The sequence below is a fragment of the Streptomyces cinerochromogenes genome, from assembly GCF_014648635.1.
Classification (GTDB): domain Bacteria; phylum Actinomycetota; class Actinomycetes; order Streptomycetales; family Streptomycetaceae; genus Streptomyces; species Streptomyces cinerochromogenes.
Genome location: NZ_BMRM01000002.1, coordinates 426,114 through 442,328, shown reverse-complemented (window position 1 = coordinate 442,328; position 16,215 = coordinate 426,114). Strand labels below are relative to the sequence as shown.

The following is a 16,215-nucleotide window of genomic DNA, read 5'->3' as shown; positions in this document are numbered from 1 at the left end:
CCTGCGGCCCCTTCTGCGAGCCCCCCAGTACCCCTCCCTGAGGCCCCCGCATGGCCGGGATCACACAGGTGCTCGGGGGCGGGGCGGGAATCTCGGAGGCGTATCCGGTATTACTTAAAGTGCTGCAACAATGCGTGCGCACATACCAGCCGGTAACCCCGACCGTCCGTCCCCTCCCGAACGAGGAGCCCCCACGTGACCACCACGACCCCCGCCTCCCGCGCGGCCCGCGTCCTGTCCCGGCCGATCACGCTGAACGGCCTCACCGTCCCGAACCGGATCGTGATGGCGCCGATGACCCGGATGTTCTCCCCGGGCGGCATCCCGGGTGAGGACGTGCGCTCGTACTACGCGCGCCGCGCCGCCGCCGGTGTCGGTCTGATCGTCACCGAGGGCACGTACGTGGGCCACGAGTCGGCGGGGCAGAGCGACCGCGTCCCCCGCTTCCACGGCGAGGAGCAGCTGGCGGGCTGGGCGAAGGTGGCCGAGGACGTGCACGCGGCCGGCGGCCGGATCGTGCCGCAGCTGTGGCACATCGGCATGGTCCGCAAGCAGGGCGACGCCCCCTTCCCGGACGCCCCCGCGATGGGCCCCTCCGGCATCGAGACCGCCGGCGCCGAGCCCACCGGCAAGGAGATGACCCAGCAGGACCTGGACGACGTCATCGCCGCGTTCGCCGAGGCCGCTGCCGCCGCCGAGCGCATCGGCTTCGACGGCGTGGAGATCCACGGCGCCCACGGCTACCTGCTCGACCAGTTCCTGTGGGCGGCCACGAACCGCCGTACGGACGCCTACGGCGGCGACCCGGTGGCCCGTACCAGGTTCTCCGCCGAGATCGTGGCCGCCGTGCGCGAGGCGGTCTCGCCCGAGTTCCCGATCATCTTCCGCTACTCGCAGTGGAAGCAGCAGGACTACACCGCCCGGCTCGCCGAGACCCCCGAGGAGCTGGAGGCCATCCTCACCCCGCTCGCCGCGGCCGGCGTCGACGTCTTCCACGCCTCCACCCGCCGCTACTGGCTCCCCGAGTTCGACGGCTCCGACCTGAACCTGGCCGGCTGGACCAAGAAGCTCACCGGCAAGCAGACCATCACCGTCGGCTCGGTGGGCCTCGACGGCGACTTCATCAACGCGTTCCAGGGCGAGGGCTCCCCGGTCCAGGGCCTCGACAACCTGCTGGACCGCCTGGAGGCCGACGAGTTCGACATGGTGGCCATCGGCCGCGCGCTGCTCCAGGACCCGGAGTGGGCGGCCAAGGTGCTCTCCGACCGCTTCGACGAGCTGAAGCCGTACGACGCGGCGGCCGTCAACACGCTCAGCTGACGTCGCCGCCGGCCGGCGGCCGCCCAGCCGTCGGCCGCCGCTACAGGTTGCCCAGCGGCTCGATGTCGATCCGTACCGGTGTCCCCCACACCCGCAGCACCTCGTAGTCGGTGAACTCGTGCACGAGCCGGTAGGCCATCGCGGGGCGTGAGCCGCGCCGCTGGGCCGCGAGATAGGCCTCCGCCTCGTGCCGGTCCCGCCTCGGGGTGCCGCACAGCTGCCACTCCTGGCCGTTCCACAGCTCCGGCAGCCACCGCTGCTGCGGCTGGGGGCGGTCGCCGCGCACGCCGTACCGGGACGGGGCGGTGGGAGCCGGCTCGCCGGGGCGGGGCCTGCTGCCCTGGAACTCCGAGCGGCGGGCGGCCCGGCGCCGTGTCTCGCACAGCAGGCACAGGTCGGGTGCGCTCTCGTCCACGGGGCCCTGCGGGTGCTCGGGGCAGCGGGTGGCGGGCGCACCGGTGGCGACGGTGTCGTCCAGCAGGTCGAGGGCCCGCCGCAGATCGTCCTTGATCTCGTGCAGCCGGGCGTCCGGCGTGTCGGCGGTCAGGGCCTCCCCGTGCTCCCCGAGCACCCGCAGGGCCCGGCCGAGGGCGGTGAGCTGGGCATGGTTCATATCGGTCGCTGCCTCCTCCCCTCCATGGTGCCCTGGCCCGGAGGGCGAGGACGGTCCGGGACGGTTCGTGGTGGAGTGGGGGCCGTGACGCCGACCCCTGCCGCCCGCCTCCTCGACGCCCTGCACCGCTTCAACGCGGCCCACCCGTGGGACCACAACGCCCGCTACCACCCCTGGCTGCTACGGCAGTTGCCCCGCCGCTTCGGTACGGCGCTGGACGTCGGCTGCGGCAGCGGTGACCTGGTACGGCTGCTCGCCCGGCGGGCCCGGGAGGTGCACGGGGTGGACGCCGACGCCGAAATCCTGGACAGGGCACGGCAGTCGACGCCCGCCCCCGCCTCCGCCGCCGTCACCTACACCGTCGCCGACGCCTCCCGCGCGCTCCCCGACGGCCCCTACGACGTGATCACCTGCGTCGCCGTGCTCCACCACCTCCCTCTCGCCGAGACCCTCACCCGCCTCCGGGACCGGCTCGCGCCCGGCGGCACGCTCGTGGTCGTCGGCTGCGCGCGGGCGTCGGGAGCCCTGGACCACGTGCTCGGCCTGTCGGCCGTCGCGCTCAACCCGGTGGTGGGGTGGGTGAAGAACCGCGGCCGGCCGGCCCCGCGGCCCGTGTCCATGACGGCCCGCACGAGGGAGCCGCGGGAGACCCGCGCCGAGATCTCCCGCACGGCCCGCCGCATCCTGCCCGGCGCCCGGCTGCGGCGCCGGCTGTTCTGGCGGTACACGCTGGTGTGGCGGGCTCCCGCGCCCTGAGGCCGGTGCCGGGTCAGCCGGACGCGTGGGTCAGCGCGGCCCGCAGGTGGCCGCCGGACTCCTCCAGGAGGCGGGCGGCCGTGGGGCCGTCGACGCCGGCGAGCAGGACCAGGATCGCGTGTTTCACCTCGCCGCCGGTCTCCGTGAGGGCCTTGTCGATCTCGGTGTCGCCCGCGCCCGTGGCCAGGGAGACGATCCGGTGCGAGCGGGCGCGGAGCTTGGCGTTGGAGGCGCGGACGTCGACCATCAGGTTCCCGTACGTCTTGCCGAGCCGGATCATCGTGATCGTCGACAGCATGTTCAGCACCAGCTTCTGGGCGGTGCCCGCCTTCAGCCGGGTGGAGCCGGTGATCAGCTCGGGGCCGACGACGACCTCGATGCCGTGCTCGGCGGCGGCGGCCAGCGCACTGTGCGCGTTGCAGGCCAGGCCGACGGTGAGCGCGCCGAGCGCACGGGCGTGCTCGACGGCCCCGACGGCGTAGGGCGTACGACCGGACGCCGAGACGCCGACCACGCTGTCGTCCGGGGTGAGTTTGAGCGCGTCCAGGTCCCGCTGGGCCAGTTCCCGGGAGTCCTCCGCGCCCTCCACGGAGGTGACCATGGCCGCGGGGCCGCCGGCGATCAGGCCGACGACCTGGTCCGGGTCGGTGTTGAAGGTGGGCGGGCACTCGGAGGCGTCCAGCACGCCCAGCCGTCCGGCGGTGCCGGCACCGGCGTAGACGAGCCGTCCGCCACGGCTCATGCGTGCGGCCACGGCGTCGATGGCGGCGGCGATCCGGGGCAGCTGCCCGGCCACGGCGCCGGGGACGCCCGCGTCCTCGCCGTTCATCAGCCGGGCGATGTCCAGGGTGGGCAGCCGGTCGATGTCGGCCAGCTCGGGCCGGAATGCCTCGGTGGTCAGGGAGGCGAGCTGGTTGCGGAGGTCATGAGAGGTCATGGGGGGTGGCTCTCTCCAGTACGGGGACGTGCTTTCCCTGCGGTCTGTCGGCCGACGGTCCGTCGCCCCGGGGCCGATCGGCCCACGGTCTGCCGTCCTGCGGCCTGTCCGTCCGACGGCCTGTCCGTCCGACGGTGTCTCGCCCCGCGGTCTATCGCGAAGCGCTGCGGTGCCGGTGGGCCAGCGCCTCGTAGGACGCGGCCAGTGCCGGTGCCGCGGTCTCGTACGTCCGCTGCGCCACCCCCACGAACAGACAGTCCACCACCAGCAGCTGACTCGTCCGCGAGGACATCGCGGCGGGCCGCAGCTCGGTCTCCCGCGAGGTCGAGGTGGTCAGCACCAGGTCGGCGTACTGGGTGACCGCCGAGTCGGGCCTGCCGGTGATGGCCACCGTCGTCGCCCCGCGCTCGAAGGCCGCCCGGAGTGGCTCGATGACGTCCCCCGTGGACCCCGAATGCGTGATCGCGATCGCCACGTCACCCGAACGGAGCTGCACGGCGTTGGTCACCGCGAGGTGCGGATCGCTGTGCGCGTGGGCTATGAGCCCTATGCGCAGCAGCTTCTGGGTGAGGTCCTGGGCGACCAGTCCGGACGCCCCTATGCCGTACACATCGGTGCGGCGGGCGCCCGTGAGGGCGGTGACGGCCGCGTCGAGCTGCACGGTGTCGAGTCCGGCGGCGGTGTCGGCGAGGGTCTGCTGCTCCTCGTAGGCCAGCTTGGCGACGACGTCGGCGATGGGGTCGTCCACCGCGATGTCCGTGGTGATCGCGGGCGCGCGGCCGGACTGCTGCTGGGCGGCGAGCCCGGCGAGGGCGAGCCGCAGATCGCGGTAGCCCGGGTAGCCGAGCAGCCGGGCGGTGCGGACGACCGTGGCCTCGCTGGTGCCGGTGAGTTCGGCGAGTCCGGTGACCGTGAGCGCGGCGCAGCCGGCCGGGTCGTCGGCGACGGCCTCGGCGACGCGCTGCATGGACCGGGTCATGGACGGGGCGAGCGTGCGCACCTTGGCGGCGAGGGATCCACCCGGGCTGCCGAAACTTTCCTTCACGTCCTGGGTCACGAATGAAAGATATTTTCGATTCGGTGTCGCGGTCAAGAGTGCGCACAATGGGGTGCATGGAACCCATCAGCCCCCTGGAACAGGCGTTGCACGCGGCCCGCGCCCTGGTGCTCGCGGACCTGGTCGCCGGCCAGGTCGCCGAGGCGGACGTGGTGTCGCTGGTGGAGGACTCCATCGCGCAACGGCGCTGGTGGGCCGAGCAGTGGCCGGACGGCCTGGCCTTCGTCGCCGGACTGGTCGCCCAGGACGTCCAGGACGCCCTGCTGGACCGCTACGGCCGCTGGCCGCTGTGCCCGGTGTGCGGCTCCGGCGACCCGCACGCCCTGGACGTGGAACCGGAACTGGGCCCCGACCCGCACTGGGTCTGCCACAAGGCGGGCGTGAAGGTCGCCTCCGTCGGCTCCCTGGCCTCCGCCGCCGGCGGGACGACGCCCTCGTGAGGCTCCGGTGACCCTCTACATCGACCCGCCCACCTGGCCGGGCCACGGCCGCCTGTGGTCCCACCTGGTGAGCGACGTCTCCTACGACGAACTCCACCTGTTCGCCGCCGGGTTGGGCGTCTCCCGCCGGGCCTTCGACGGCGACCACTACGACGTCCCGTCCCACCGCTACGCGGACGCGGTGGCGGCGGGGGCGGTGGAGGTCAGCAGCCGCGAGGTGGTCCGGCTGCTGAGGTCCTCCGGGCTGCGCCGGCCCAAGGGCCTGCTCAGCGGCGCAGGTAGAGCAGCAGCCCCGCGTCCATGTCGTGTTCGTCCTGGGCGGTGCGCTCCTCCTCCACCGTCGCCCGGGTGAAGCCCGCCCGGCCCACCACGTGCTGTGAGGGCAGGTTGTCGCGCTCGATCGTGGCGATGACCGTGTCGACGTCGTCCCGGGCCAGGGCCCACTCGGCCAGGGTGCGCAGCGCCTCGGTGGCGTAGCCGTTGCCGCGGGCGCCGGGGACGAGGTCGTAGCCGATCTCCACCCGGTGCTCCTCGTCGGGGGCGCCGTGGAAGCCGATGCCGCCGACCGCCCGGCCGTCCTCGGGGCGTACGAGGGCGAAGACGCCGAACTCGGGGCGGTGCACGCCGGCTTCGTACGCCTTCATCAGGTAGGAGCAGGCCTCGCGGGTGCCCTCGTACGGGCCGCCGTCGAGCCAGTCGAAGCCGCCCGTGCCGCCCAGGCGCAGGTCGTCGGCCTGGGCCGGCCGGATTCCGGTGAGGGTGACGGGTCCGGCGGGGATGACGAGGTTGTTGTACCAGTTCCAGCCGGTGACCGGGGCGCGGCCGGGCAGTTCGCCGCGGCCGGTCGCCCACAGCAGGGTCGGCCAGGGCGCGGGGCCGGGCTGGACGTGGGGGAAGAGCCAGGCCAGGGCGGAGTCGGCGAGGTCGGCGGGGGGTTCGTAGGGCAGGCCGAGGCCGCGGGTGATGTCGTGGGTGTGCAGCAGCGCCTCGGTGACGCACATCGCGGCGAAGCCCTCGCGGTCGGCGCTGCCGAACGGGTAGGGGTGGAAGGCGCGCACGCCCGGGGGCGCGGTGCGGACCGCGGCGGCCAGCAGGGCGCCGGCCGCCTCGATCACCTGCAGCAGCCCGGCGTTGTCGGTGTCCTCGGGCAGGGTGAGGTTCAGCGGGATGCGGTGCCGGGCGCCGGTGGCGAGCTGGCCGGCGTACTTGGTGAGGGCTTGGGCGATGTGCAACGCGGTCGTGCGGCAGCTCCAGTCCAGGCCGGCCGCGTGGACCGCCTCCCAGTCCCGGTCCAGCGCCGTGCGCAGTGCCGTCGTACAGCTGGCGACAGCCGCCTCCACCTGGTCCCCGCTCATGGTCCGCATGCGCGCACAGTACGGGGGCGAGGGCCTCAGGTCGACAGCATTTCCAGCTCGGACGCGAGGTTGTAGCGGGCGGTGGCCTCCCAGTGCTCCCGGCCGTACGGGGTGCGGAACAGGCGGGGCAGGCCGAGGAGTTGCCGCAGAACCGCCGCACGGCCCCGACGGAAGGCGTCGCTCGGGACGAAGTGGTACTCCTCGCGGACCTCGGCGGTGTACACGGCGTACGCCGACGGGGGCGCGGCCAGGACCGCCAGGTCGGCGTCGCACAGCACCTGGCCGTCGCGGTCGTCGTCGGCCGGGTCGTGCGTGACGGTGAGCCGGACCAGCCGGGCCACCTCGGCCGTCTTCGTGTCCGGCACCCCGGCCTCCGGCAGGGCGCGCTCGGCCAGCCGCGCCGAGCGTTCCTCGTTCTCCGACCGCTCGGGGAGGTAGACCGCGTCGTGGAACCAGGCGGCCAGCCGGACCACGTCCGGGTCGCCCGCGTACGCCTCCAGGGTGTCGACGTGGTCGAGTACGGCGGTGAGGTGGGCCACCGTGTGGTACCGGCGCTGCGGCTCCTGCCAGCGGGCGAGCAGGTTGTCGGCGTACGGGGCGGGGTCGGGCCCGCCGCCGGGGGCTCGGGCTGCCTCCAGGGCGCGGGCGAAGCGGAGGCGCAGGGCGTCGAGGTCGGCCATGGGCCCATTCTTCCGTGCCGGACGGCACTCGGCCGCCTCCCGCCGGGCCGCCCTCCTTGTCCGGCCGCTTTCCGGTCCGGCGGTTTTCCTCGTTCCCCCCGGTCGGCTGTCCGTCCGTTTCCCGCGTGACCGCCCGCCCTGGTCGCCCCTAGCGTGGCTGTCATGACTGACACGCCGGAAGAGCGCGATCCTGAACTTCCCGGACGGCTGCTGGCCGTCGAGCGTGACGCCCTCGTGCCGCTGCTGCGGTCCCGGCCCGACTCCGACTTCGCGCTGCCGACGGCCGCGTGTCCGGGGTGGACGGTGCGGGATGTGCTGGCGCACTGTTCCGCCGCGCTGATGCGGGTGGTGGAGAACCGGTTGGAGAAGGGCGTGTTCTCACCCGAGTCGAACGACCGGGACATCGCCGAGCGGGCCGACTGGACGAACGCGCGGGTCGTGGACGAGCTGGAGCGGGGGATGACCGAGGCCGGGCCGGTGATCGCCCGGGGTGACGGGCGGCTGGACCTGATCGCCCTGGGGGAGTGGGTGCACGCCGGGGACGTGCGGGAGGTGCTGGGCGAGCCGGGGGCGTACGCCGGGGCGGGGCTGCCGGACGCGCTGGCCCTGCTGGTGCGGTCCACCCGGCAGAGGGAACACGTGCCGCTCCACGCCGACCTCGACGACCTCGACGAGCCGCTGCGGTTCGGCGCGCCGGGCGGGGAGGGCCCGCCCGCCCGGTACATCGGCGACGCCCCCACGCTCGTCCGGCTGTACTCGGGACGGCCGGTGTCGGCGGCGGCCTACGAGCTGGCGGGGGTGCGGGAGGAGGAGCTGAACATCTTCGGGTGACCGGCGGCACCGTGGCGCTCCGGTACCGGCGTACTCTTGAATTGGACTAGACCTGTAGTCGCCCGAGAACGCCGAGGAATGGGGTGCCCATGAGCAAGCGTGCGGTCCTGGAGGTGATCGCCCTCGACGTCGAGGACGCGGTCGCCGCCCAGGCGGGAGGCGCGGACCGGCTGGAGCTGGTCACCGAGATGGCGGCCGACGGGCTCACCCCCGCGCCCGCCACGGTCGCCGCGATCCGTGCCGCCGTCGACATCGAGCTGCGCGTGATGCTCCGGCTCGCGGACGGGTTCGCCGCCGGTGACGTGGCCCGGCTGGTCGGCGTGGCCGGCGAGCTGCGGGAGGCCGGCGCCGACCAGTTCGTCCTCGGCTTCCTCGCCGAGGACGGCGGCGTCGACCTGTCCGCGGTGGAGCGGGTCGTCGGGGCGCTCGGCGGCTGCCCGTGGACCTTCCACCGGGCGATCGACCGGGCCGCCGACCGGGACGCCCTGCGCAAGCAGCTCGCCGAGCTGCCCGGCCTCGACACCTACCTCACCGCCGGCTCCGCCTCCGGCGTGGACGACGGCCTGCCCACACTGCTCGCCGAGGCGGCCCACGGCGGCGAGCCGGGGTACGAGCAGCAGATCCTGGTCGGCGGCGGCCTGCGCCTCGACCATGTCCCGCGGCTCCGGGCCGGCGGGATCGAGGCCTTCCACATCGGCGGCGCGGCCCGTCCCGACGGCTGGCAGGGCCCGGTCTCGGCGGACGCGGTCGCCGAGTGGCGTACGACGCTGGACGGGGAAACCCCCTAGTTCCCCACCGGGTGCAGGCACAGCGAGGTCCTGCCGTTCACGCTGTACTCCAGGCGGGCCATGTAGTCGCCGTCCGCGCAGTAGCCGTCCTTCGGCTCGGTGATCTCGAACTGGGCGTCCGGGGAATCACAGGGGACGTTGCGGAGGTCCTGGTTGGTCCAGTCGCCGTCGTTGTGCGCGCACGCCCCGACCGCGAGCGGCTCGCGGTTCTGCCGGTGGTGGTAGTGCACCCCGGCCGGCTCGGACGACGTGCCGATCACCACGAGCACGGGTACGCCGACCAGCAGCATGGCGAGCCCGGCGAGCGGGATGAGGGCGAACAGCCCGGCCGGCCGCCGCAGCACCGGGCGGCCCGGGTCCAGCGGCGGGCGCCAGGCGGCCGTCGCCGGGGGCGGGAGCCTGCGGATGCGGGACAGCGCGCCGAGGTTGAGCAGCAGGGTGACCGGGGTGATGAACATCGACAGCGCACCCCACCAGCCCCGCACCAGGGTGTCCGCCTGCATCGTCCGCGCGACGGCGAGCCCGCAGGTGCGGCACAGCACGCCCCGGCGCCGCAGGAACCGCATGACCACCACCATCCCCTGGTGCCCGCGCACCGTCACCGGCGCCGCGGGCATCGCCCCGCACACCTCGCACCCGGGGCCGGGCGGCTGCCGGTACGGGTACGCGTGCGGCGGGTGCGGCGTGCTCAACGGAGGCCTCTCCACAGGGACATGGCGGAACGGCACAGCACCCTACGCGGTGAGCTGCGGCGGCAGCGGTGCCGTGTGCGTCACGATCAGGCCCGACACCGCCCGGGTCAGCGCCACGTACAGGCGCCGCAGGCCCGTGCGCTCGTCCGGCTCGCCGTCCACCACGGCCTGCGGCTCGTCCAGCACCACGTAGTCGTACTCCAGACCCTTGGCGAGCGAGGCCGGGACCAGGGTCAGCCGGGCCTCCCGGGTGGTCTCCTCGCCGGGCGCCAGGTACGCGATGCCGGCCGCCGCCAGGGCGTCGGCGAGCACGGGGACGCGGGCGTCGGCCGCGATGAGGCCGGTCGAACCCTCGTTGCGCAGCAACTCCTCGCAGGCGGCGACGGTCTCGGCCGTGCCCGTGACCGCGCGGACCTCGAAGAAGCCGGGGTTCTCCCGGACGGAGGCGACCGAGGCGAGGCCGGGCGCGATGTGCGGCAGCAGCCGGGAGGCGTACGCGATGACGTCCGTCGGCACACGGAAACCGGCGGTCAGCTCCTCGACGGCCCCCTCCGGCTTGCCGAGATGCGCCAGCGCCTCCGCCCAGCTCCGGGTCGCCCACGGGGTCGTACCCTGCGCGAGGTCGCCGAGCACGGTCGCGCTGCCGGTCGTGCAGCGGCGGCCGACGGCCCGGTACTGCATGGGGGAGAGGTCCTGCGCCTCGTCCAGGACGACATGACCGAGCGAGGACGTGCGCTGGATCAGATCGGCCGCCTCGTCGACCAGCACCGCGTCCGCCGCCGACCACGGGGCCGACTTCACGCTGCGCACCGGCTTGGCCCACAGGATCGTCTTCTGCTCGTCCTCGGTCAGGACACCGCCGGCGTGCTCGGCGAGGAAGGCCGCGTCGGTCAGCAGCCGCAGCACCAGCTTCGCCGGGTCGACGGCCGGCCACACCGCCTTCACGGCCGCCTTCACCGCGCTGTTGCGGGCCACCGCGTCCTGCACCCGGTCGTCCGGGGCCTCCCCGGACCGCTCCATCTGCACCAGCACCGCGTGCGCGATCCGCTGCGGCAGGGCCTCGCGGGCGGCGCCGTAGCGGATGTCCCGGGCCAGCAACTCGCGGACGATCTCCTCGAGTTCGTACGCCGGGACCCGCCAGCGCCGGGAGCCGCGCACCACCACGACCGGCTCGGTGGGCAGGGTCACGTGGGAGTACAGGGCGCGCCTGAGGACCTCGGCCATCCGGGCGTCGCCCTTGACGGTCGCGGCGGCGGCCTCGTCCGTGCCGCGCACCTCGACGTGCGCGACCAGGTCGTCCACGGTCGCCTGCTGCACGGTCAGCTCGCCGAGCGCGGGCAGGACCTGCTCGATGTAGTGCAGGAAGGACCGGTTCGGCCCGATGACCAGGGTGCCGGTGCGGGCGAGCCGCTCCCGGTGGGCGTAGAGGAGGTACGCGACCCGGTGCAGGCCGACGGCGGTCTTCCCGGTGCCGGGGCCGCCCTGCACGCAGACGGTGCCGCCGAGGCCGCTGCGGACGATCTCGTCCTGCTCGGGCTGGATGGTGGCGACGATGTCCCGCATCGGACCGACACGCGGCCGCTCGATCTCCTGCTGGAGCAGCTTGCTGGTGGTCGCCGCCTCCTGGGGGTCGGAGAGGTGCTCGTCCTCGTACGCGGTCAGCTCGCCGCCGGTGTAACCGAAGCGGCGGCGCAGCCCGACGTCCATGGGGTCCTTCTTCGACGCCCGGTAGAACGGCTGCGAGACCGGCGCACGCCAGTCGATGACCATGGGATCGCCGTCGGCGTCGTGCACGTGCCGCCGCCCGATGTAGAACTGCTCTCCCTCCCCGCCCTCGGCCCGCTCCGCCCCCGGCGCGTGCAGGTAGTCGAGCCGGCCGAAGAACAGCGGGGTGTCGCTGAGGTCGGCCAGCGCCTTGATGCGCTCCCCGATCTGGCGCTCCAGGATCTGGGCGTTGACCCAGTTCGCCGTGACATCGCTGATGTCCAGCGCCTCCACGTCCTCCCGCATGGCGCGCAGGGCGGCACGGGACGCGGCGAGGTGGGAGCGCTCTCGGGCGAGCGGACCGTCGAGGGTGTCGTGGGCGGGCGTGGACAAGGGGGTGCCTCCGGTGGGACCTGCTGCGTGGGCCAGGACGATGCCGTCCGGTTTCCGGCCGGGCGGCGGCACTCCGAGAGGAGGCGGGCAAGGGCGGAGATTCTAGAGGAGGCACTCAGGAACGGGCCAGCGAATTACCGGCGCCGCCCGCCGGCGAGGCCGCCGGCCGCAGCATCTGTGCCGTCGCCAGCCGCCGGTACACGGAACTGGTGACGAGCAGGTCCTCGTGCCGCCCCTGCGCCGTGACCCGGCCCTCGTCCAGGACGACGATCCGGTCGGAGTGCTGGACGGTGGAGAGCCGGTGGGCGATGACGAGGACCGCGCACTCCCGGGCGATGTCCCGCAGGGCGGCGGCGAGCGCGGCCTCGTTCAGGGCGTCGAGGTGGGAGGTGGGTTCGTCCAGCAGGAGCAGTGCGGGACGGGCGAGCAGGGCCCGGGCGAGGGCGACACGCTGCCGTTCACCACCGGACAGCAGGCCGCCGTGCTCGCCGACGGCGCCGTGCAGCCCGCCGGGCAGCCGCTCGGCCACCTGCTCCAGGCGGGCCAGCCGGACGGCGCGGCGCACCTCGTCGTCCGTGGCCTCCGGGCGGCTGTAGGCGATGTTGTCGCGGAGGGTGCCCGCCACCACATGGCTGCTCTGGTCGACGGTCGCGAGCCGCGCCCGGCAGGCGTCGCGGCCCAGGTCGGGGGCGGGGCGGCCGTGGAAGCGGAGGAGCCCGGCGTCGGGCTCGTAGAACCGGGAGACCAGGGCGAACACCGTGCTCTTCCCCGCACCGGAGAGGCCGACGAGGGCGACCTGCCCCCGCTGCGGCACGGCGAAGGTGACTCCGCGCAGCACCGGCCGGCCGGGCCGGTAGGCGAAGTGGACGTCGTGCAGCGCGAGAGCGGGTGCGCCGGCGGCGGGTGTCGGGGAGCCGGGTTCGGCGGGTGGGTCTTCCGGTTCCACCAACAGGCCCAGGGTCTCCTGGACGCGCAGGTGGGCGCCCATGCCCCGCTGGACGAGGCCGGCCGCCCGGAACACCGAGGACAGCGGGACGACGAGGTAGGAGGCGTACAGGAGGAAGGCGACCAGGTCGCCCAGGGAGCGTCCGGGACCGTGCACGCGCAGCCCGCCGACGACGAGGACCAGCAGGAACGAGCCCTGCACGGCCAGTTCGACCGCGCTGCTCATGCCCGCGGCGAAGGCCGCGGTGCGCACCCCGGCGGCGCAGGCGTCGTCCACCCGGGTGCCGATCCGGGCCGCCTCCCGCCGCTCGGCCCGGTACACCCGGACCAGGGGCAGGGCGCCCAGGGCACGCTCCAGGTCGGCGGCGAGCGCGCCGACGGATTCCTGGGTGCGTTCGGCGGCGGTGCGGATGCCCCGGAGCAGCAGGGTCACCACGGCCGCCGCGGTGGCCACGGTCACGACGACGAGCAGGAGCAGCAGGGGGTCGAGCCAGGCCATCAGGGCCAGCGCGCCGGCGGAGACCAGGGTCCCGGTGATCAGGTCCACGAGGGCCTGGGCCACCATCTCGCGCAACAGCGTGGTGTCGGCGGTGACGCGCGCGATCAGGTCGCCGACGCGCTGCCGGTCGTACTCCCGCATCTCCAGCCGCAGCAGCCGCCCCACCAGGTCGTGGCGCAGGTGCCGCACGACGCCTTCACCCGTCCGCTCCAGCAGGAAGCGGCCGACGGCGCCGGTGGCCGCCTCGGCGGCGAACAGCGCGGTGAGCAGCAGCAGCGGCGGCCACAGCGGATGCCGACCGCCGGCGGCCTCCACCACGCGCCGGGCCAGCAGCGGCTGCGCGAGCCCCAGCGCGGCGGCGGCCAGCGCCAGCACGGCGGCCAGGGCCATCGCGCCCCGGTGCCGGGCGGTGAGACGGCAGACGGCGAGCACGGTGGCCCGGGTGGACCGGCGGGGGTCGTTGGTGCGACCAGGGCGATCGGGGTGCTCGGTGCTGCCTTTGGTGTGGTCGATGTCCTCGGTGCTTCTGATGCCTCCGGTGCTTCCGGCGTCTTCGTTGCCCTCGTTGCCCCTGTTGCCTCCGTTGCCCCCGGTGCCCCCCGAGCCCGTCGTCATCGGTGGGCCGGGCCGACGGTGAGCAGGGGGGCGTAGTAGCCGTCGGGCAGGTCCTCGCCCACCGGGCGGCCCTCCGCCTCCACCCAGGCGTGGGCGGTGAAGGGCGGTACGACGCTCGCGCCGGCGCACCAGGTCGGCCACCTGCCGCCCAGCCGGCAGAGCAGGGCCGCCCCGAGGGACCGGGGCAGGCAGCCCTTGGGGCCCGCGCAGCGCAGACTCACCGCGCAGACGGCGTCCCGGGCCAGCCGGGCCTGGGCCGCGGTGGCGGGGGCGGCGCCCCGGCGGAGCACCTGCAGGACGGTGCCGATGCGGTGCGGCGGCAGCAGGGAGAGGCAGACGGCCGGCAGGAGGACGAGGCGGGCGGCGAGCCGCGGGCCGAGCGGGACACCGGACGGCCGCTCCAGGGCGCTGGGCGTGCTCATACGGCCAGCCCGCCGGCGCGCAGCTGCTCGACCAGGGCGCTGACGTCGGCCCGTGCCCGCTCGGGGGTGACGTCGAACGCCTCGGTGACCGCGGTCGCGGCGGCCTCCTCGTCGCCGCCCGCCATGAGCGTGTCGACGACCAGGGTCGCGGTGGGGTTCAGCTCCCAGTACGCGCCGGAGCGCTGGTCGAGGAGAACCGTGCCGTAGTCGGTCTTCGCCGTGCTGACGTCGGCTGCGAACCGCAGGGGCATCGCGCTGTCCTTTCGTTCGGCTTCCGTTGGCTTCCGTTCGGCTTCGCGGGGTCACTCGCGGGCTTCACGCCGCGTACGGTCGAGCGCGCGCAGCCACACCTCCGCGGCGATCGTGGAGTACAGGACGGCGTCGCGCAGGTGGCGGGTGGCGGGCCGCTCCGCCAGGCGGCGCAGGACGTCGCCGTCCACCAGTCCGAGCCGCTCCAGCCGCGAGTCCTCCCACAGCGCCATGAGGTCGCCGCGGTGCCGGCGCAGTCCGTCGGCCGCGTCCATGGAGGCGGCGGCCTTGTTGGCCCGTCGCAGGCACGCGTCGGGCACGGTGCCGCGCATGGCCTCGGTCAGCAGCGGCTTGTACCGCCACGGGGAGACGCGTTCCGCGGGGCGGACGGCGAGGCAGGTCTCGATGACCCGGTCGTCCAGGAACGGCGAGGCCATGGGGAGCCCCTGGCGGGCGGCCATGTGATCCCACTGGCGGATGATGCGCGTGCAGTCGCGGATCTGCTGGAGGTCGGCGTGCAGGCCCCGGTCGGGGTGCAGGGGGCGCGCCCGCCGGGCGGCCGTGCGCAGCGCCGTACGGGCCAGGTGCTCGGCCTCCGGGGTCACCCACTCGAACAGGCGGGGGCTCATGCCCCAGCCGAGGCTGGTGGTCACCGTCGGGGGCAGCGGGTCGCGCAGCCGGTGCTCGGTGTCCGCGAGCCAGGCGCCGTAGGAGCGGGAGTCCGCCAGGGCGCCCAGCATGGGCAGGAGCGGCCACTGCCACAGCGCCTTGAAGCCGCGCAGCTGGCGCAGGGCGAGCAGGGGGCGCCGCCGGGCCAGCCGGTGGTAGTACGCCTCGGAGCACCAGGCCACGTGGTCGCCGCCGATGCCCGTCAGGTGCACCCGGCTGCCGCGCTCGGCCATGGCGGGCAGGTGGTGCAGGACCCGGGCGCGGTCCATGACGCCGATGGTGGGCTCGTCCAGGACGTCGTCGATGCCGAGCAGCCCGGTGTAGACGAGGGGGGACTCCTCGGCGTCCCAGACGACGTGCTCGACGTCGGGCAGTGCGGCGGCGGCCCGCTTGGCCCACTCCAGGTCGGTGTCGGCCGGGTCGCGTCCGGGCCAGGTGGAGGCGATGACCCGGGCCGGTGAGCGGTCGGCGAGGAAGCAGACCGAGGTGGAGTCCAGGCCGCCGGAGAGGTCGCAGCTCACCGTTCCGCCGTGCCGGGTGCGGGCGGCGACGGCCTCGGCGAGGACCTCGCGGACCCGGGGAGCGGCGGTGCGCAGCGGGACGGCCGGCTCGGGCGGCGACCACCAGCGGGTGTGCCGTACGCCGCGTCCGTCCGGCTGGAGGATCAGCGCGTCGTGCGGGGCCACGGCCGTGATGCCGGGCCACAGCGGCTCGTCCGCCAGGGGGTGCGGGACCGGCCAGAGCAGCCGCACCGCCAGCTGCTGCGGTGCGGGCTCGGCGCCGAGGGCGTCGGCCAGCAGGTCGGCGCGGGTCGCGGCCACCCGGGTGCCGCCGAGGTCGGCGTGGAAGACGAGGCGGAGTCCGGAGGCGGTGCCCTGCACCCGGATCCGCCCGTCGAGGGCGGCGACGAGGTGGCAGCTGCCGGGCAGCGAGCGCGCCCAGGTGTCCAGGGCGGCCAGGTCGCGCAGGGAGCGGGCCACCCGCTCCAGGTCCGCGGCCTCGACGGGGGCGCAGCCGACGAGGGCGAGGGCGGTGGTGCCGGCCCGTGCGCTGACGATCTCCTGGTCGTCCCAGGTGCCGACGAGCCATGGCCGGCCGGAGGCGTGATCGAGGGTTCGGGTGCCGGGGCGGGCGAAGGAGCGGGCCACGGCGGCCGCGTCCGCGCGGTCGGTGAAGACCGCGAACCGCGCGGCGCCGGGGCCCGTCCCCGCACTCTGGTGCGGATCAGTCATGACGTCGGGTCAGTGACC

General features: G+C 74.8%; 17 protein-coding genes. 6 read left to right on the top strand and 11 right to left on the bottom strand.

Going from position 1 to position 16,215, the window contains the following annotated elements; genetic code table 11:
• Window positions 1-195: 195 nt before the first annotated feature.
• A complete protein-coding gene (locus IEZ20_RS05805; RefSeq protein WP_189295049.1) occupies window positions 196-1,320 on the top strand; it encodes an NADH:flavin oxidoreductase in 1,125 nt (374 codons plus the stop codon).
• Window positions 1,321-1,360: 40 nt separating this feature from the next.
• Here the strand turns inward: IEZ20_RS05805 and IEZ20_RS05800 are convergent, their stop codons facing one another.
• Window positions 1,361-1,933: a hypothetical protein gene (locus IEZ20_RS05800; protein ID WP_189295047.1), complete on the bottom strand. Its 573-nt coding sequence runs from the start codon at window positions 1,931-1,933 to the stop codon at window positions 1,361-1,363.
• 84 nt (window positions 1,934-2,017) lie between these two features.
• Between IEZ20_RS05800 and IEZ20_RS05795 the strand changes: the two genes are divergently transcribed.
• A complete protein-coding gene (locus IEZ20_RS05795) occupies window positions 2,018-2,689 on the top strand; it encodes a class I SAM-dependent methyltransferase (RefSeq protein WP_229895888.1) in 672 nt (223 codons plus the stop codon).
• 13 nt (window positions 2,690-2,702) lie between these two features.
• Here the strand turns inward: IEZ20_RS05795 and murQ are convergent, their stop codons facing one another.
• Both murQ and IEZ20_RS05785 read right to left on the bottom strand, forming a co-directional pair.
• Window positions 2,703-3,626 (bottom strand): N-acetylmuramic acid 6-phosphate etherase, encoded by a 924-nt coding sequence (murQ, locus tag IEZ20_RS05790; protein WP_189295045.1) that lies wholly within the window; start codon window positions 3,624-3,626, stop codon window positions 2,703-2,705.
• Between the two features lie 151 nt (window positions 3,627-3,777).
• Window positions 3,778-4,683 carry a MurR/RpiR family transcriptional regulator gene (locus IEZ20_RS05785; protein WP_189295043.1) on the bottom strand — a complete coding sequence of 302 codons (906 nt, stop codon included), beginning with the start codon at window positions 4,681-4,683 and terminating at the stop codon, window positions 3,778-3,780.
• 56 nt (window positions 4,684-4,739) lie between these two features.
• Between IEZ20_RS05785 and IEZ20_RS05780 the strand changes: the two genes are divergently transcribed.
• Together IEZ20_RS05780 and IEZ20_RS05775 are read left to right on the top strand one after the other, a co-directional pair.
• Window positions 4,740-5,123 carry a DUF8819 family protein gene (locus IEZ20_RS05780; RefSeq protein WP_189295041.1) on the top strand — a complete coding sequence of 128 codons (384 nt, stop codon included), beginning with the start codon at window positions 4,740-4,742 and terminating at the stop codon, window positions 5,121-5,123.
• Between the two features lie 7 nt (window positions 5,124-5,130).
• Window positions 5,131-5,475 (top strand): DUF4031 domain-containing protein, encoded by a 345-nt coding sequence (locus tag IEZ20_RS05775; RefSeq protein WP_189295039.1) that lies wholly within the window; start codon window positions 5,131-5,133, stop codon window positions 5,473-5,475.
• On the opposite strand, the gene IEZ20_RS05770 is transcribed toward IEZ20_RS05775, so the two are convergent.
• Both IEZ20_RS05770 and IEZ20_RS05765 read right to left on the bottom strand, forming a co-directional pair.
• A complete protein-coding gene (locus tag IEZ20_RS05770; protein WP_189295036.1) occupies window positions 5,390-6,487 on the bottom strand; it encodes a GNAT family N-acetyltransferase in 1,098 nt (365 codons plus the stop codon). The genes IEZ20_RS05775 and IEZ20_RS05770 overlap by 86 nt on opposite strands.
• Before the next feature lie 26 nt (window positions 6,488-6,513).
• Window positions 6,514-7,158, bottom strand: coding sequence for an HD domain-containing protein (locus IEZ20_RS05765; protein WP_189295035.1), 645 nt, complete (start codon window positions 7,156-7,158; stop codon window positions 6,514-6,516).
• A 162-nt stretch (window positions 7,159-7,320) separates the two neighbouring features.
• Between IEZ20_RS05765 and IEZ20_RS05760 the strand changes: the two genes are divergently transcribed.
• A complete protein-coding gene (locus tag IEZ20_RS05760; protein ID WP_189295033.1) occupies window positions 7,321-7,989 on the top strand; it encodes a maleylpyruvate isomerase family mycothiol-dependent enzyme in 669 nt (222 codons plus the stop codon).
• 89 nt (window positions 7,990-8,078) lie between these two features.
• Window positions 8,079-8,777 carry a copper homeostasis protein CutC gene (locus IEZ20_RS05755; RefSeq protein ID WP_189295031.1) on the top strand — a complete coding sequence of 233 codons (699 nt, stop codon included), beginning with the start codon at window positions 8,079-8,081 and terminating at the stop codon, window positions 8,775-8,777.
• Here the strand turns inward: IEZ20_RS05755 and IEZ20_RS05750 are convergent.
• From IEZ20_RS05750 to IEZ20_RS05725, 6 genes are all read right to left on the bottom strand, one after another.
• Window positions 8,774-9,469: an LppU/SCO3897 family protein gene (locus tag IEZ20_RS05750; RefSeq protein ID WP_229895887.1), complete on the bottom strand. Its 696-nt coding sequence runs from the start codon at window positions 9,467-9,469 to the stop codon at window positions 8,774-8,776. The two genes, IEZ20_RS05755 and IEZ20_RS05750, sit on opposite strands and share 4 nt — an antisense overlap.
• Before the next feature lie 42 nt (window positions 9,470-9,511).
• Entirely contained in the window at window positions 9,512-11,566 is a 2,055-nt protein-coding gene (locus IEZ20_RS05745; RefSeq protein ID WP_189295030.1) for a HelD family protein, read from the bottom strand.
• A gap of 115 nt (window positions 11,567-11,681) precedes the next feature.
• Window positions 11,682-13,625: an ABC transporter ATP-binding protein gene (locus IEZ20_RS05740; RefSeq protein ID WP_189295028.1), complete on the bottom strand. Its 1,944-nt coding sequence runs from the start codon at window positions 13,623-13,625 to the stop codon at window positions 11,682-11,684.
• Window positions 13,622-14,047 (bottom strand): lasso peptide biosynthesis B2 protein, encoded by a 426-nt coding sequence (locus IEZ20_RS05735; protein ID WP_189295026.1) that lies wholly within the window; start codon window positions 14,045-14,047, stop codon window positions 13,622-13,624. Before IEZ20_RS05735 ends, IEZ20_RS05740 begins: the two co-directional genes overlap by 4 nt.
• Complete coding sequence (locus tag IEZ20_RS05730) at window positions 14,044-14,298, bottom strand: lasso peptide biosynthesis PqqD family chaperone (protein ID WP_189295023.1); 255 nt, start codon at window positions 14,296-14,298, stop codon at window positions 14,044-14,046. The genes IEZ20_RS05735 and IEZ20_RS05730 overlap by 4 nt, the downstream gene beginning before the upstream one ends.
• A 51-nt stretch (window positions 14,299-14,349) precedes the next feature.
• Window positions 14,350-16,197, bottom strand: coding sequence for a lasso peptide isopeptide bond-forming cyclase (locus tag IEZ20_RS05725; protein ID WP_189295021.1), 1,848 nt, complete (start codon window positions 16,195-16,197; stop codon window positions 14,350-14,352).
• Window positions 16,198-16,215 lie beyond the last annotated feature (18 nt).

What these genes read in the sequence shown, in the direction of transcription:
- IEZ20_RS05765 (WP_189295035.1), bottom strand. Translation starts at nt 7,158, where the DNA reads ATGGCCGACCTCGACGCCCTGCGCCTCCGCTTCGCCCGCGCCCTGGAG.
- IEZ20_RS05770 (WP_189295036.1), bottom strand. Translation starts at nt 6,487, where the DNA reads ATGCGGACCATGAGCGGGGACCAGGTGGAGGCGGCTGTCGCCAGCTGT.
- IEZ20_RS05730 (WP_189295023.1), bottom strand. Translation starts at nt 14,298, where the DNA reads ATGCCCCTGCGGTTCGCAGCCGACGTCAGCACGGCGAAGACCGACTAC.
- murQ (WP_189295045.1), bottom strand. Translation starts at nt 3,626, where the DNA reads ATGACCTCTCATGACCTCCGCAACCAGCTCGCCTCCCTGACCACCGAG.
- IEZ20_RS05760 (WP_189295033.1), top strand. Translation starts at nt 7,321, where the DNA reads ATGACTGACACGCCGGAAGAGCGCGATCCTGAACTTCCCGGACGGCTG.
- IEZ20_RS05740 (WP_189295028.1), bottom strand. Translation starts at nt 13,625, where the DNA reads ATGACGACGGGCTCGGGGGGCACCGGGGGCAACGGAGGCAACAGGGGC.
- IEZ20_RS05755 (WP_189295031.1), top strand. Translation starts at nt 8,079, where the DNA reads ATGAGCAAGCGTGCGGTCCTGGAGGTGATCGCCCTCGACGTCGAGGAC.
- IEZ20_RS05735 (WP_189295026.1), bottom strand. Translation starts at nt 14,047, where the DNA reads ATGAGCACGCCCAGCGCCCTGGAGCGGCCGTCCGGTGTCCCGCTCGGC.
- IEZ20_RS05780 (WP_189295041.1), top strand. Translation starts at nt 4,740, where the DNA reads ATGGAACCCATCAGCCCCCTGGAACAGGCGTTGCACGCGGCCCGCGCC.
- IEZ20_RS05725 (WP_189295021.1), bottom strand. Translation starts at nt 16,197, where the DNA reads ATGACTGATCCGCACCAGAGTGCGGGGACGGGCCCCGGCGCCGCGCGG.
- IEZ20_RS05800 (WP_189295047.1), bottom strand. Translation starts at nt 1,933, where the DNA reads ATGAACCATGCCCAGCTCACCGCCCTCGGCCGGGCCCTGCGGGTGCTC.